This is a genomic window from Acutalibacter muris (genome assembly GCF_002201475.1).
In the GTDB taxonomy this organism is placed as follows: Bacteria; Bacillota; Clostridia; order Oscillospirales; family Acutalibacteraceae; genus Acutalibacter; species Acutalibacter muris.
The window spans coordinates 473,299-487,156 of record NZ_CP021422.1 but is presented as its reverse complement, the minus strand read 5'-3'; the positions used below and the strand labels follow the sequence as shown (position 1 = coordinate 487,156).

At 58.6% G+C, this 13,858-nt stretch carries 14 protein-coding genes; 12 read left to right on the top strand and 2 right to left on the bottom strand.

Annotated elements, in window-relative coordinates; all coding sequences use genetic code 11:
- The first annotated feature begins 71 nt into the window (after positions 1 to 71).
- The 7 genes from ADH66_RS02355 (at position 72) to ADH66_RS02325 (ending at position 6,115) form a co-directional block, all read left to right on the top strand.
- A complete protein-coding gene (locus ADH66_RS02355; protein ID WP_066536152.1) occupies positions 72 to 1,019 on the top strand; it encodes a prohibitin family protein in 948 nt (315 codons plus the stop codon).
- Positions 1,016 to 1,639 (top strand): nucleotidyltransferase domain-containing protein, encoded by a 624-nt coding sequence (locus ADH66_RS02350; protein WP_066536153.1) that lies wholly within the window; start codon positions 1,016 to 1,018, stop codon positions 1,637 to 1,639. The genes ADH66_RS02355 and ADH66_RS02350 overlap by 4 nt, the downstream gene beginning before the upstream one ends.
- 115 nt (positions 1,640 to 1,754) lie before the next feature.
- A complete protein-coding gene (locus ADH66_RS02345; protein ID WP_066536156.1) occupies positions 1,755 to 2,546 on the top strand; it encodes a sigma-E processing peptidase SpoIIGA in 792 nt (263 codons plus the stop codon).
- A 35-nt stretch (positions 2,547 to 2,581) separates the two neighbouring features.
- Positions 2,582 to 3,289 (top strand): RNA polymerase sporulation sigma factor SigE, encoded by a 708-nt coding sequence (gene sigE, locus ADH66_RS02340; protein WP_066536164.1) that lies wholly within the window; start codon positions 2,582 to 2,584, stop codon positions 3,287 to 3,289.
- Positions 3,290 to 3,382: 93 nt separating this feature from the next.
- Positions 3,383 to 4,243, top strand: coding sequence for a sulfide/dihydroorotate dehydrogenase-like FAD/NAD-binding protein (locus ADH66_RS02335; RefSeq protein ID WP_066536168.1), 861 nt, complete (start codon positions 3,383 to 3,385; stop codon positions 4,241 to 4,243).
- Positions 4,236 to 5,630, top strand: a complete 1,395-nt coding sequence (gene gltA / locus ADH66_RS02330) for an NADPH-dependent glutamate synthase (protein WP_066536172.1) — start codon at positions 4,236 to 4,238, stop codon at positions 5,628 to 5,630. Before ADH66_RS02335 ends, gltA begins: the two co-directional genes overlap by 8 nt.
- A complete protein-coding gene (locus ADH66_RS02325; protein WP_066536175.1) occupies positions 5,627 to 6,115 on the top strand; it encodes an NUDIX domain-containing protein in 489 nt (162 codons plus the stop codon). The genes gltA and ADH66_RS02325 overlap by 4 nt, the downstream gene beginning before the upstream one ends.
- 98 nt (positions 6,116 to 6,213) lie before the next feature.
- Here the strand turns inward: ADH66_RS02325 and ADH66_RS02320 are convergent, their stop codons facing one another.
- On the bottom strand, positions 6,214 to 7,887 hold the full coding sequence (locus ADH66_RS02320) for a sensor histidine kinase (RefSeq protein ID WP_066536177.1): 1,674 nt from the start codon (positions 7,885 to 7,887) through the stop codon (positions 6,214 to 6,216).
- A complete protein-coding gene (locus ADH66_RS02315) occupies positions 7,862 to 8,566 on the bottom strand; it encodes a response regulator transcription factor (protein ID WP_066536179.1) in 705 nt (234 codons plus the stop codon). The genes ADH66_RS02320 and ADH66_RS02315 overlap by 26 nt, the downstream gene beginning before the upstream one ends.
- Before the next feature lie 51 nt (positions 8,567 to 8,617).
- On the opposite strand from ADH66_RS02315, the gene ADH66_RS02310 reads away from it, so the two are divergent.
- Genes ADH66_RS02310 through ADH66_RS02290 form a run of 5 tightly spaced genes read left to right on the top strand, consistent with a single transcriptional unit; the run spans position 8,618 to position 13,794 of the window.
- On the top strand, positions 8,618 to 9,541 hold the full coding sequence (locus ADH66_RS02310) for a polysaccharide deacetylase family protein (RefSeq protein WP_330397746.1): 924 nt from the start codon (positions 8,618 to 8,620) through the stop codon (positions 9,539 to 9,541).
- A gap of 59 nt (positions 9,542 to 9,600) precedes the next feature.
- Positions 9,601 to 10,095, top strand: coding sequence for a COG2426 family protein (locus ADH66_RS02305; protein WP_066536186.1), 495 nt, complete (start codon positions 9,601 to 9,603; stop codon positions 10,093 to 10,095).
- Positions 10,095 to 11,294: a BaiN/RdsA family NAD(P)/FAD-dependent oxidoreductase gene (locus ADH66_RS02300; RefSeq protein WP_066536188.1), complete on the top strand. Its 1,200-nt coding sequence runs from the start codon at positions 10,095 to 10,097 to the stop codon at positions 11,292 to 11,294. The genes ADH66_RS02305 and ADH66_RS02300 overlap by 1 nt, the downstream gene beginning before the upstream one ends.
- Before the next feature lie 17 nt (positions 11,295 to 11,311).
- Entirely contained in the window at positions 11,312 to 12,895 is a 1,584-nt protein-coding gene (locus tag ADH66_RS02295) for an NAD(P)/FAD-dependent oxidoreductase (protein WP_066536190.1), read from the top strand.
- Positions 12,892 to 13,794 carry an alpha/beta hydrolase gene (locus tag ADH66_RS02290; protein ID WP_066536193.1) on the top strand — a complete coding sequence of 301 codons (903 nt, stop codon included), beginning with the start codon at positions 12,892 to 12,894 and terminating at the stop codon, positions 13,792 to 13,794. The genes ADH66_RS02295 and ADH66_RS02290 overlap by 4 nt, the downstream gene beginning before the upstream one ends.
- Positions 13,795 to 13,858 lie beyond the last annotated feature (64 nt).

The window sequence follows — 13,858 nt, the reverse complement described above, 5'->3', positions numbered from 1 at the left end:
TTTGAACATCTATTTGGTACATAAGCGTAAAGAGATAAACCGACAGGCACAGAACAGGAGGAGCGCTGATAATGAATTTCTTTATGGAAAAGCGGGAAAAGACATACACTCATTCCGGCGAGGAGTACACGCGGACCGAATACCGCCCAAGGCTTGGCAGGATAATACTCTGCGGCGCGGCCGCGCTTATTGTCCTTGGGACGGCGTTATCAAGTTTCACGGTGGTGGGGGCCGGCCATACCGGCGTGGTGTCCACCTTCGGGCAGGTCAGCGAGAACGTGCTGCAGGAGGGCTTCCACTTCAAGGCCCCCTGGCAGAAGGTGACGAAGATGGACAACCGCATTGTAAAGCTGGAGGTGTCCACCGAGGCCTTCAGCTCCGACCTTCAGACCGTCAGCGTCAACCTCGCGGTCAACTACCGGGTGGACACAACAAAGTCCTACTCGATAGTCAAGAACGTGGGCACCAACTATGAGGACGTGCTCATGACCCCGGCGGTCAACGAGGTCATGAAGTCCATTATGGCCAGCTACACCGCCGAGCAGAGCATCACCAACCGCAATGTGATCTCTGCGGCCCTGCTGGAGGAGCTGAACCAGAAACTCTCCGACAGTGGCATCTATGTCTCCGACATCAACATCATCGACTTCGATTTCAGCGACGTGTATGTTGCCGCCATTGAAGCCAAGCAGGTGGCGGAGCAGGAAAAGCTCCGGGCAAAGATAGAGCAGGAGCAGCTGACCATGGAGAAGGAGTCGGAGGCCGCCCGCCGGGTGATAGATGCCCAGGCCGCCGCCGAGGTGGCAAAGATAGAGGCCGAAGCCGCCGCCTACGCCGGCGAGAAGGAGGCCGCGGCCAACGAGAAGATAGCAGAGTCCCTGACTCAGCCGCTTATCGACTACTACAAGGTCCAGCAGTGGGACGGCAAGCTGCCCACGGTCACCGGCACTGACACCATCATCAGGCTTGAGGACGGGGAGCCGTCAAAGTCCGTGGACGGAGGTACGGCCACTGAATGAACACCGTGAATAATAATATTCTCGAGTATATTACTGACAAATATGCTCCAATATGCGTAATACTCTACGGCTCCTATGCCGACGGCAGCAACGACCCGGACAGCGATTTCGACGCGCTGGCGGTCACCGCTTCGGGCAAGCCGTACCATGACACGTCCATAATAGACGGCGTGCGGCTGGACCTGTTCGTGTACCCCGCCGCCCACTTTGAGGGTGGCACCGACTGGGAGGAGATAGTGCAGATATACCACGGCCGGGTGGCGCTGGACAGGGACGGCTTCGGCAAGCGGCTCATGGCCGGGGTAAAAGAGTACGTTGATAACCTGCCGGGAAAGTCCCCCGAGGATATCGCCGCCGGGCTTGGTTGGTGCGAAAAGATGCTGGCCCGGGCCGGGCGCGGGGACCCGGAGGGGAGGTTCCGCTGGCATTGGCTGCTTATAGACAGCCTTGAGATTTACTTTGATGCCCTGGGGGAACGCTACTGGGGACCCAAAAAGGCCCTGCTCCGGATGGAGCGGGAGCATCCCCGGGCCCTTGAGCTTTACAGCGCGGCGCTGGGCAGCCTGGACTATGAAGCGCTGGAGCGGTGGATAGAATACATACGCACGGTCAGTACCTGATTAGGATTTAGAAAGCGCCGGGAGCTTATCCCGGCGCTTTTTTATTGGCTATAATCTGACAGAATCACCGCATATAATGAGCTATAATATTTGGGCAAGCCTGGGAGGTGTGCCGATGACCGTCTATGTCGACGTGCTGGTGATAGTCAATCTATATGTGGACTACATACTGCTCTGCCTGGTGAAAAGCTTTCTGCGCATGAACGCCCCGGGGTACAGGCTGGTGCTGGGCGCCCTTGCCGGCGGGGTCCTGTCCCTTCTGGGGCTTCTGCCCCTGCCGGGGTGGGCGGGGCCGTTTATGGCGGGGATCTCCTCTCTTTTGACGGCCTTTGCGGCCTTCGCCCCCAGGGGGAGAAGGCTCCTGCTCAAATGCTGGCTCTGCCTTTGGGGCGCGTCCTTCCTGCTGGCGGGAGCGGTGCTGTTCGTGTTGCAGTTTGTCCCGGCCGGGCATATGGCCCTGGTGGGCGGGGCAGTGTACCTGAATCTGTCGCTGCCGGTGCTGTTTTTTTCCACCTGCGGGGCCTATGGCCTGTTCCGGCTCCTTGGCAGGCTGCTGCCCCATGAGAGCTCCGCCCCGCTGGCTAAGATAAGAATAGCCTATCGTGGGAGGACTCGCACGGTCTTTGCCAAGGCGGACACCGGCTGCGGCCTGCGTGAGCCCTTCTCCGGCCTGCCGGTCATTGTCTGCGAGCGCGGGACCCTCGCTAATCTGGCCCCGGGCGAAGGCGAGCCCCTGCGCCTTGTGCCCTATGGCAGCCTTGGAGGCAGCGGGCTTTTGTACGCCTTTATGCCCGACAGGGTCACCGGGCCGGGGGACAGAGAGCTGCGGTGCTACATAGGCCTAGCCGACACGCCCCTGTCTTCGGGTCAGTACACCGCGCTGTACAACCCTGACATGTTCCTATAATCCCACGCAAAACTACAATCAGGAGGTTCTTACCCATGCTGGAAAAAATCTTATTATGGCTTACAAAAACATTAGGAAAACTGCTGGGCCCTGAGCCCTGTCACTATATAAACGGCCCGGACACCCTGCCCCCGCCCCTTACAAAGGAGCAGGAGGCGAAAGTGATGGAGGACATAAAAAATGACACACCCGGCGCAAGGGAGCCCCTTATCACCCATAACCTGCGGCTGGTGGTATACATAGCAAAGAAGTTCGAGAGTCCGGGAGCCAGCGTAGAGGACCTTATCTCCATAGGTACTATCGGGCTGATAAAGGCCGTGAACACCTTCAGACCCGAGAAGAACATAAAGCTTGCCACATATGCCTCCCGGTGCATTGAGAACGAGATACTCATGCACCTTAGAAAAAGCTCCCAGCTAAGAAACGAGGTGTCCATCGACGACCCCCTAAACGTGGACTGGGACGGCAACGAGCTGCTTTTGTCGGACCTTCTGGGCAGCGAGCCCGACGCCGTCACCGAGGACATCGAGCAGGAGGCCGAGCGGGATATGCTGCTCTCGGCGGTAAGCAGGCTCTCCCCCCGGGAGAAGACCATCATGCAGCTGAGATTTGGCCTGGGGGCCGGGAAGGAGCACACCCAGAAGGAGGTGGCCGACCAACTGGGCATATCCCAGTCGTACATCTCCCGGCTTGAGAAGCGGATAATCGGGCGGCTTAGAAAAGACCTGGAAAAGGCGGGATAGAAAGTATATTTTGCCAGAAGCCAAGGTTTATCTTGCATTTTCCCGGAAAAATGCTATAATAATACCCGACACATCAGAAGGGTAGTGATAGCTTTGTATAAGATAGTAAAGAAACGTGAGCTGAACCCCACCGTCACGCTCATGGAGATAGCCGCCCCCGCCGTGGCAAAGAAGGCCCAGCCCGGCCAGTTCATTATACTGCGTGTGGACGAAAAGGGGGAGCGAATCCCGCTGACCGTGGCGGATTATAACAGAGAAAGCGGCACGGTGACCATAATCTTCCAAATAGTCGGAGCCACCACAGAGAAGCTGAACCACAAACAGGAGGGCGGGTTTCTACAGGATTTTGTGGGTCCCCTGGGTGTGCCTACCCATACCGAGGGCTTAAAGAAGGTGGCGGTAGTGGGCGGCGGAGTGGGCTGCGCCATCGCGTACCCAATAGCCAAGAAGCTGCACAGCGAGGGCTGCGAGGTGCACTCCATAGTGGGTTTCCGCAGTAAGGACCTGGTGATACTGGAGGAGGAATTTGCAGCCGCCAGCACCAGATTATGCAGGAGGAGCGATGACGGCTCCTGGGGCGAGAAGGGGCTGGTGACGGACGCTCTTAGAAAGCTCCTCGAAAGCGGCGAAAAGTACGACCGGGTGATAGCTATAGGCCCGCTGATCATGATGAAGTTCGTCTGCAAGCTCACCAAGGAGTTTGATATTCCCACCACCGTCAGCATGAACCCCATCATGATAGACGGCACGGGTATGTGCGGCGGGTGCCGCCTGAGCCTTATCCAGGAGGGCAGACGGGTGACAAAGTTCGCCTGTGTGGACGGTCCCGACTTTGACGGCCATGAGGTGGACTTTGACGAGGCCATGGCCCGGGGAGCCATGTACAAAGACTTCGAGCGCCACGCCCACGAGGAGACCTGCAATCTGTTCCGGGAGGTGGAAAGCCATGCCTAATATGTCATTAAAGAAGAACGAAATGCCCTCTCAGGAGCCCAATGTGCGCAACAAAAACTTCAGAGAGGTGGCCCTGGGCTACAGCTCTGAGCAGGCCATAGACGAAGCAAAGCGCTGCCTGAATTGCAAAAACAGGCCCTGCGTCAGCGGGTGCCCGGTGAATATAATGATACCCGACTTCATCGCCAAAATGGCCGAAGGGAACTTTGAGGGAGCCTATCAGGTGATAGCCAAAAGCAGCGCCCTCCCGGCGGTATGCGGCCGGGTCTGCCCCCAGGAGAGCCAGTGCGAGAAGCTCTGTGTCCGAGGGAAAAAGGGCGAACCGGTGGGCATCGGCAGGCTTGAGAGGTTCGCCGCCGACTGGCATAACGAGCACGTTAAAGAGGCTCCTGAAAAGCCCCGGCCCAACGGCCATAAAGTTGCCGTCATAGGCTCGGGCCCCTCCGGCCTCACCTGCGCGGGGGACCTGGCAAGGCTTGGCTACGAGGTGACAGTTTTTGAAGCCCTGCATACGGCCGGCGGCGTGCTGGTATACGGCATACCCGAGTTCCGCCTGCCAAAGGCCATCGTCCAAAAGGAGATAGACGGACTTAAGGAAATGGGTGTGAAAATAGAGACAAACATGGTTATAGGCCGGGCGCTGTCCATCGACGAGCTTTTGGAGGACGGCTTTGAGGCCGTGTTCATTGGCTCGGGCGCGGGGCTGCCGAGGTTCATGAACATACCCGGCGAGAACCTTAAAGGGGTATACTCGGCAAACGAGTTCCTGACCCGGGTGAACCTGATGAAGGCATACCTGCCCGGCTCGGACACGCCTATACAGCACGCGAAGCGTGTGGCCGTGGTGGGCGGCGGCAATGTTGCCATGGACGCGGCCCGGTGCGCAAAGCGCCTGGGGGCAGAGGAGGTCTACATCGTGTACAGGCGCTCTGAGAAGGAGCTGCCCGCCCGGGCCGAGGAGGTGGAGCACGCCAAAGAAGAAGGGATTATTTTCAAGCTGCTGAATAACCCCGCCAAAATTCTGGGCGACGAGACCGGCAGCGTTAAGGGCATGGAGTGCCTTGAGATGGAGCTGGGCGAGCCGGACGCCTCCGGCCGCAGACGGCCCGTTGAAAAGCAGGGCAGTGAGTTTGTGCTGGACGTGGACTGTGTTATCATGGCTATCGGCACAAGCCCCAACCCGCTGATAAAGTCCACCACCCAGGGTCTGGAGACTCAGAAGTGGGGCGGGATAATCGTTGAGGAGGAGACCGGGCTTACCAGCCGCCCCAACGTGTACGCCGGCGGAGACGCGGTGACCGGCGCGGCCACGGTCATATTGGCCATGGGCGCGGGCAAGACGGCGGCAAAGGCCATACACAAGAAGCTTTGTGGTAAAGAGTCATGATAGAGATAACCCTTGAAAAGCCCGACCTCAGCGGCAGCGTGTATAAGCGCACAGCAGCCCGGGGAGTGATACTCCGGGAGGGTAAGCTCCTGATGATACATACCGACCGCGGGGACTATAAGTTCCCCGGCGGCGGCGTGGAGCCCGGGGAGAGCCTTGAGGCGGCGCTCCGGCGGGAGCTTTTGGAGGAGACCGGACGGGAGCTTTTGGGTGAGCCGGAGCGTGTGGCCGTGGCCCATGAGCGCCGGAGGGGGATGACCGCGGACATTCTTGAGATGGACTCCCACTATTTCCTCTGCCGGGTATGTGAGGAGGAAGCCCCGCTCCGGCTGGACGATTACGAAGCGGAGCAGCACTTCGCGCCGGTGTGGATAAGCCCGAAGGAGGCCGCTGCCGCCAACCGGGCGCTGGACATGGAGGCGAACCCCTGGCTGGAGCGGGAGGTGCTGGTGCTGGAGGCCCTGATGAGCGCCGGGGTGGTGTAAATTTGGCCGGTCCAGCTGGCCTTAAGCTGGCGAGGCTTGGGCGAGCAGCCCAAGGTCTTAAAGAGAAGGGAGGGCAAACGCCCTCCCTTCTCTTTTAATTATATCTGCACCTGCTCCCCGCCCACCAGCGGGAACTGCACCGTCGCCACGAACAGGTCCCCGTCCGTGCGCACGAAGAACCGGCCCCCGCAGGCCTCGGTGAAGCTCTTGGCTATGGAGAGTCCCAGGCCGCTGCCCTCTGTTGTGCGGTTCTGGTCGCCCCGGACGAAGCGGGCGGTCAGGTCCTCGCCGTTCATGGTTATCTCCGTCTTTGAAATATTGCGTATGCTCACGCTGGCCACCCCCGACTGGGCCACAAGACTTACGTACACCCGGGAGCCCTCCAGGGAATACTGGGTACAGTTGCGTATCAGATTCTGGAACACCCTGTACATCCTCTGGCCATCGGCGTGGACCAGCATGGGTGTGTCGGGTATGTCCACCCTGAACTGCAGCTTCGAGCGCTCTATGACCTCCTCCATCTCCACAAAGGTCTGCTTTAAAAGCCGCCCCACGTCCAGGTCCTCAAGGTTCAGGCTGATATTGCCCGTGGCAGCCTTTGACACCTCGAAAACGTCCTGGACGATGACGCTGAGTCTCTGGGTCTTTTGCGAGAGGACCTCCACATAATCCCGGGCCGCCGGGGTCAGTTCCTCCTTTTTCAAGAGCTCCACATAGCTTATCACCGAGGTCAGCGGGGTCTTGATATCGTGGGACACGTTGGTGATAAGTTCTATCTTTGTACGGTCGGCCTTGGTGCCCTCCTCCACGGCCTTCTGCACGCCGGTGCGTATCATGTTCAGCTGCATGGCGCAGTCGTAGAGGTTTGAGGTAGGCGGCACATGGTTCACCGCGTCCAGGTTGCCGCCGTACATCTCGGTTATCTGGTCCATCAGAAGATTCCAATCCCGCAGGTCCCGCTTTAACGAAAGTATATACCACCAAACGGTGCCTATGACCCCCACTACAGCTATAAACGGCACCGTCAGGGCCAGCTTATCCCTATGGGGCGAGGGCAGGACATTTACAAGCAGCCCATAGCCGAAAAGCCCGAACAACGCAAGGGCCGCGCACATAACGGAAACGCTGTAGGCGCGTCTTAGGGCCCGCTGCTGGAAGGTGGTCATACTGTGGAAATCGTTGACCCGAAGGAGCACGGAATGTATGATATTATGGCCGAAAAACCGCCGGTTCCGCCCCACGTCCAGACAGAGAAGGTATAAAAGCAGCACCCCCAGCACCCCGGCGGTGAAGATAAGCGGCGGGGTCCTCATACTTATCACCACTGCCAGGAACACCCCGAAGCAGACTATCACCAGGAGCTTTATCTCCATCCATATCCAGCCAAGCCACCTGGCCACAACCGCTTCGAAGGCCCGTCTGTCCTGCCTGAAGGCGAAGACCAGTATCAGCGCCGTCAGGAGCACGGCTATGGCGCTGGCGATCTTTACGCCGTACTCATAGGCAAGGTCCGTGGCCTCTTCCCTGACAATGTCCCCGCCGGGGAACTGCTCAAGATACGGCGGTACGCTGCCGGCAAACTCATGGACGCTGTCCGTGGCGTACTCCGTGACCCCGGGGCTCACCAGCACCATCACGGCAAACACCAGAAGAAGGCTGACAGCGCACAGAATAAACAAAAGGCACAGCCAGGATATCAGCCCCTTAAAGGCGTTGGAGGGCCGGCTGCGAAAGCGCTCTCCCGGGTCAATGCTTCTCGAATTTGTATCCAATGCCCCACACCACCTTCAGATATTCCGGCTCGCTGGGATTTATCTCAATCTTCTCCCTTATGCGCCTGATATGCACCATCACGGTGTTCTCCGTCGAGTATGCCGACTCGTTCCAGATTTTACTGTATATCTCCTCGGCGGGGAATATCCGGCCAGGGTTTCTCATTAAGAGCTCCACAATTTTTGTCTCTGTGGCCGTGAGCTTTATGGGCTCGTCGTCGGCGTATAAAACGTGCTCATCAAGGTTGAAGCGGAGTCTGCCGTTTATTATCACGTTCTCCCCCCGGGAGTTGATGTCCCCAAGGCTCGTGTACCGCCTGAGCTGGGATTTGACCCGGGCGGCCAGCTCCATGGGGTTGAAGGGCTTTGTTACGTAGTCGTCCGCGCCCATGGAGAGCCCCAATATCTTGTCGCTGTTCTCGCCTTTGGCGGAGAGGACTATGATGGGCAGGTTCCTCCCCTCCCTTATGCGCATTATGGCCGACAGGCCGTCAAGCCGGGGCATCATTACGTCTATGATAATAAGGTGTACATTTTTTGTGGACACCAAATCCAAAGCCTCCATTCCGTCGTAGGCCTTGAAGACGGTGTATCCCTCCCCCTCCAGGGTCAGGGCGATGGCCCGTACTATCTCCCGGTCGTCGTCCACCACCAGGATGTTTTTACTCTCGTTATCCATATATCTCCCTCCAGTTAGATATAGTTTATCGTGTAAACCTTAGTTTTTCGGATACATAATTCTTACAGAAATCATACTTCCCAACAAGAAAGCAGGCAGTTTTCTTTTGGAAAGTATACATCATCTTTTCAGGTTTGGCAACATATTTTTAATCAGAAAGGAGGTGTTATAATGAAAAAACTGAAAGCCCCCCACTGGTCCACCCTGACCGTGATACTCGTCGCCGCCGTGCTCTTTCTGGCCGCATTCTATACCAGCCGGGAGCATAAAGCCGTGGAGACCGCCGGGGAGATAACCAACTGGGGGCTCTCCTTCCAGAAGGAGGGCGAGCCCCCCATAGCCAACGCCACCAGCGAGTATCTCTCTGAGTTCGACAGCGTATACTGTATGCCCGGGGACGAAAAGGTGCTGTACATCACCTTCGACGCGGGCTTTGAGAACGGCAACACGGAGGTAATACTGGACGCGCTGAAAAAGCACAACGTAAGGGCCACGTTTTTCCTGGTGGGCAACTACCTTGAGACCCAGCCGGAGCTGGTGCGCCGGATGGTAGAGGAGGGCCATACCGTGGGCAACCACACTTACAGCCACCCGGATATGTCCAAGATAGGCGATAAGGAGAGCTTCAAGAACGAGCTCCAAAAGAACGAGGCCCTCTATAAGGAGGTCACCGGCCAGGAGATGCCGAAGCTTTATAGGCCGCCCCAGGGGAAGTTCTGCGAGAGCAACCTTAAAATGGCCAAGGAGCTGGGATATCACACGGTGTTCTGGTCCCTCGCCTATGTGGACTGGTACGAGAACGACCAGCCCACCCACCAGCAGGCCTTCGATAAGCTGATACCAAGGGTCCATCCTGGGGCGGTGGTGCTGCTGCACAGCACCTCAAAGACCAACGGCGAGATACTTGACGAACTGTTGACAAAATGGGAGGAACTGGGGTATCGCTTCGGTGACCTCGGGAAAGACTTGCAATAAAGCCCTTCATGGGATATAATATGGAAAATACAATTTTATAATACAAAGGAAGTCAAAAGATGGAACATATCGTAGAGACCCTTGTGCACATCTTCAGCGGGGTAATCCCCGCCGAGCTCACCGTCTTCGCCCTGTCCCTGATGCCCATAATAGAGCTCAGGGGCGGCATACTTGCCGCGAAGCTCTTGGATATGCAGCTGCTCCCGGCCTTCTTTATCTGCCTTGTGGGCACCCTTATCCCCACGCCCTTTATACTGCTCTTTATCAACAAGATATTCGACTGGATGAAGGGCACCCGCTTTGTAAAGCTGGTGGACCGCATGGAGCAAAAGGGCCGCAGCAAGTTCGAGAAGATAAACCGCTATAAGACCCTGGGCCTGATGATATTCGTGGCCATTCCCCTCCCCGGCACCGGGGCCTGGACCGGGTCTTTGGCGGCGGCGCTGATGAAGATGGACTTTAAGTCCGCCATGCTGTCGGTGGCCCTGGGCACGCTCATTGCCGACATTATAATGTGCGTTCTGTCCTACGGCCTTCTGGGCCTGGTGCTCTGATGGACTGCCGTGTGGCGGTGATAGGCGCGGGAGCCGCAGGGCTCTGCTGCGCCTATAAGGCGGCGGGAAGGGGCGGCGTGGCGCTGCTGGACGGAAACGACAGACCCGGCAGAAAGCTCCTGGCCACGGGAAACGGCCGGTGCAATATGACGAACCTGGACATCTCCCCGGAGTTTTACTGCGGGGACCCCGGGCTTTCGGAACTGATAAACGCCTGGCCCGCCCAAAGGGTAATAGGCGAGTTTCAGAAGCTGGGCCTCATGACCAGGGCCGACGGCGAGGGCCGGGTATACCCCAACAGCCTGCAGGCCGCGTCGGTAGTGGGTACGCTGGTCTCGGCCTGTGAGGAGGCCGGGGTCAGATTTCAATACGGCTTTAGGGCAGTAAATATATCCCGAGAGCGTTCCGGGTTCACTATAACCGGCGGGGACGGCAGCGTGGTCCGGGCCAGATACTGCGTACTGGCTCCGGGGGGCCTTGCCTCTCCGGGACACTCAAGGGGCGAGGGCTATTCCCTGGCAAAAAATCTCGGACACAGTGTGACAGAGCTTTCCCCCTCCTTAGTGGGGCTTCGGGCCAGGGGAAAATTCACCCGGTCCCTAAAGGGCGTCCGCTGTAAGGCCCGGGCCTCCCTGTGGCTGGCGGGTAAGGAGCTCTGCGGCGAGAGCGGCGAGGTCATCTTCGGGGACGGCTATTTGTCGGGGATATGTGTCATGAACCTCTCTGTTCATATGCGTGGGCTCTCCGCCAAGAGCCCCCAGCTGCGGCTGGATCTTTTGGAGCAGATGACCGGCCGGGAGCTTATCTCATACTTGACGGAGTTCGCAAGCAAGCATCCTGAGCGCCGGGCGGAGGAGCTCTTTTCCGGGACCCTTAACCTGCGGCTGGGGCGGGAGCTTGTAAAGCTCCTTGGCTTTTCGGGCACTCTTCGGGAGCTGGGCCCCCGGGAAATCAAAAGAGCGGCTGAGCTTGTAAAGAGTCTAATCCTCCCCATAGAAGATACCCTCGGCTGGGAGCAGGCCCAGGTCACCGCCGGGGGCGTGCCCCTTTCGGAGGTGGACCTGTCCTCCATGGAGTCGCGGCGGTGCAGGGGGCTTTACCTCTGCGGCGAGCTGCTGGACGCGGACGGGCTATGCGGGGGTTATAACCTGCACTGGGCCTTTGCCACCGGCCTTACCGCCGGGGAGCACTTAGGATGAACTGAGGGGGGACGGTTATGCTTCAAATTTCCAACCTGCGCCTGGGGCTGGACTTTACCGGCCAGGACCTGAAAAGAGCGGCGGCGAAGAAACTGCGCCTGCCTGAGAGGGCGCTGATAAGCGTGGAGCTTGCAAAAAAGTCTGTGGACGCCCGCAAAAAGGACCAGGTGCACTTCGTCTGCGCCGCCCGGGCCCGGGTGGATACGGACGAAGGGCGGCTTATCAGCAGACTCAAAGACAGCTCGGTGCGAATAGTCGAGCCCTACGTGCTCGAGCTGCCTAATGCCCCTGCGCCGGAGCTGCCCCCTGTGGTGGTGGGTTTTGGCCCTGCGGGAATGTTCGCCGGACTTATACTGGCCCGGTGCGGCCAGAGACCCATCATAATCGAGCGCGGCCAGCCCGTGGAGGAGCGGCAAAGGGCGGTGGAGCTTTTCTGGCGGCAGGGCAGGCTGGACCCGGAGAGCAACGTCCAGTTCGGCGAGGGCGGCGCGGGGGCCTTCTCCGACGGCAAGCTCACCACCGGCACCGGGGACGGACGTATACGGTATGTGCTGGAGGAGCTGGCCGCCGCCGGCGCCCCAGAGGAAATACTAACGGACGCGAAGCCCCATATCGGCACGGACAGGCTGCCCGGGGTGGTGAAGAATATCCGGGAGAAGATCCTTGAACTCGGAGGGCAGGTGCTTTTTGATACAAAGCTTACGGACATTCTTACCAATAGCGGCCATGTTTCAGGGATAAAAGTTCAGACCCCGGACGGGGAGCGGACAATACCCTGCAAAAAGCTGATACTTGCCGTGGGCCACAGCGCCCGGGACGTGTTCGCCCTTCTCCACGGGAAGGGGCTGCCCATGGAGCAAAAGCCCTTCTCCGTGGGGGTGCGCATTGAGCACCCGGCGGCGCTTGTCGACCGGGCCCAGTACGGCATATTTGCCGGGCACCCGGCCTTGGGGGCGGCGGACTATAAGCTCAGCTGTCACTTGAAAAATGGCCGTGGTGTGTACACCTTCTGTATGTGCCCCGGCGGCACGGTCACCGGCGCGGCCTCGGAGCCTGGAGGCATAGTCACCAACGGCATGAGCCCCTGGAAAAGGGACGGCAAGAACAGCAACGCGGCCCTGCTGGTGGGTGTGGGCCCGGAGGACTTCGGCTCTGAGGGACCTCTTGCGGGAGTGGAGTACCAGCGGAGGATAGAGCGGCTGGCCTATGAGTATACCGGGGGATATCTTGCCCCGGCCCAGCGGGTCGCGGATTTCATGGAGCGCCGGGACAGCGCCGGCTTCGATGCTGTACTGCCCAGCTATCAGCCGGGGGTCGTGCCGGGGGATATCTCCCGCTGCCTGCCCGGGTATGTCTCTGACTCCCTCAGAGAGGCCATACCCATACTGGGGCGGCAGCTAAAAGGCTTTGACAGCGGGGACGCAGTGCTGACCGCACCGGAAACCAGAAGCTCGTCGCCGGTGCGGGTGCTGCGGGGAGAGGATATGCAGTCCCCGGGGCTTATAGGGTTATACCCCTGCGGCGAGGGGGCTGGATATGCAGGGGGGATTGTCTCGGCGGCAGTGGACGGAATAAGGTGCGCCCAGGAGGCGGCAAAATGAAATATAGAAATATCGACCCGGAGCTCAAAGGCATAGCGAAAAGAACACCCTATAACAGGGCGGTCATAGGGTGCGCGAATATCCTTCTGCCCACAGCCCTTGCCTTGACAAGAACGCCCTCGGGCATTTCCGCCCGGAGTATTATGGTCCAAGGGCATAAGGGGCTGGAATTTAGGACGGAGATATTTGAGCCCTTTGGCGCGGGGAAAAATCTGCCGTGCCTTGTCTATGTACACGGCGGAGCCTTTAGCTACAAGGCCTCCCCCCATCACAAAAAGCTCGCGTGCATATATGCCCTGCAGGCGAACTGCCGGGTGTATTTCCCGGACTACCATCTCGCGCCCAGATATCCATACCCGGCGGCGTATAACGATATTATCTCACTGTACAGGTATCTTATGGCAGAGGGCTGTGAAAAGCTTGGGCTTGCCGGAGACAGCGCCGGCGGGGCCCTTGCCGCGTCGGTTTGCAATAATTACCGGCGGGAGGGCTTAAAGCGGCCCGCCGCCCAGATGCTCATATACCCCCTTACGGATATGTCCATGCAGACGCGCTCCATGAAGGAGTTTACCGACACTCCCCTTTGGAACTCAAAAAGCAACCGCCGTATGTGGGGTTACTACTGCGGGCCGGGGGCGGAAGAACGCCGGCCCGCCTCCCCTATACACATGGTCCTGCCGGAGAATATCCCGGACACGTATATCGAGACGGCGGAATACGACTGCCTGCGCGACGAGGGCCTGCTGTATGGAGAGAAGCTTAAAGGGGCCGGAGCGGTGGTGGAGATAAACGAGACAAAAGGCACCTTCCACGGATACGATTGCGCGGTAAAGGCCAAAATAACCGCCAGGAGCCTTCAAAAACGGATAGGTTTTTTGAAAAAGCACTTTAATGCCTGACTGTCCCCCCGCCGCACTTGCAACTTTCCCCATTCCGTGCTACAATATTTTTAAGAGAACAGGG

What these genes read in the sequence shown, in the direction of transcription:
- ADH66_RS02355 (WP_066536152.1), top strand. Translation starts at nt 72, where the DNA reads ATGAATTTCTTTATGGAAAAGCGGGAAAAGACATACACTCATTCCGGC.
- ADH66_RS02350 (WP_066536153.1), top strand. Translation starts at nt 1,016, where the DNA reads ATGAACACCGTGAATAATAATATTCTCGAGTATATTACTGACAAATAT.
- ADH66_RS02345 (WP_066536156.1), top strand. Translation starts at nt 1,755, where the DNA reads ATGACCGTCTATGTCGACGTGCTGGTGATAGTCAATCTATATGTGGAC.
- sigE (WP_066536164.1), top strand. Translation starts at nt 2,582, where the DNA reads ATGCTGGAAAAAATCTTATTATGGCTTACAAAAACATTAGGAAAACTG.
- gltA (WP_066536172.1), top strand. Translation starts at nt 4,236, where the DNA reads ATGCCTAATATGTCATTAAAGAAGAACGAAATGCCCTCTCAGGAGCCC.
- ADH66_RS02325 (WP_066536175.1), top strand. Translation starts at nt 5,627, where the DNA reads ATGATAGAGATAACCCTTGAAAAGCCCGACCTCAGCGGCAGCGTGTAT.
- ADH66_RS02315 (WP_066536179.1), bottom strand. Translation starts at nt 8,566, where the DNA reads ATGGATAACGAGAGTAAAAACATCCTGGTGGTGGACGACGACCGGGAG.
- ADH66_RS02305 (WP_066536186.1), top strand. Translation starts at nt 9,601, where the DNA reads ATGGAACATATCGTAGAGACCCTTGTGCACATCTTCAGCGGGGTAATC.
- ADH66_RS02300 (WP_066536188.1), top strand. Translation starts at nt 10,095, where the DNA reads ATGGACTGCCGTGTGGCGGTGATAGGCGCGGGAGCCGCAGGGCTCTGC.
- ADH66_RS02295 (WP_066536190.1), top strand. Translation starts at nt 11,312, where the DNA reads ATGCTTCAAATTTCCAACCTGCGCCTGGGGCTGGACTTTACCGGCCAG.
- ADH66_RS02290 (WP_066536193.1), top strand. Translation starts at nt 12,892, where the DNA reads ATGAAATATAGAAATATCGACCCGGAGCTCAAAGGCATAGCGAAAAGA.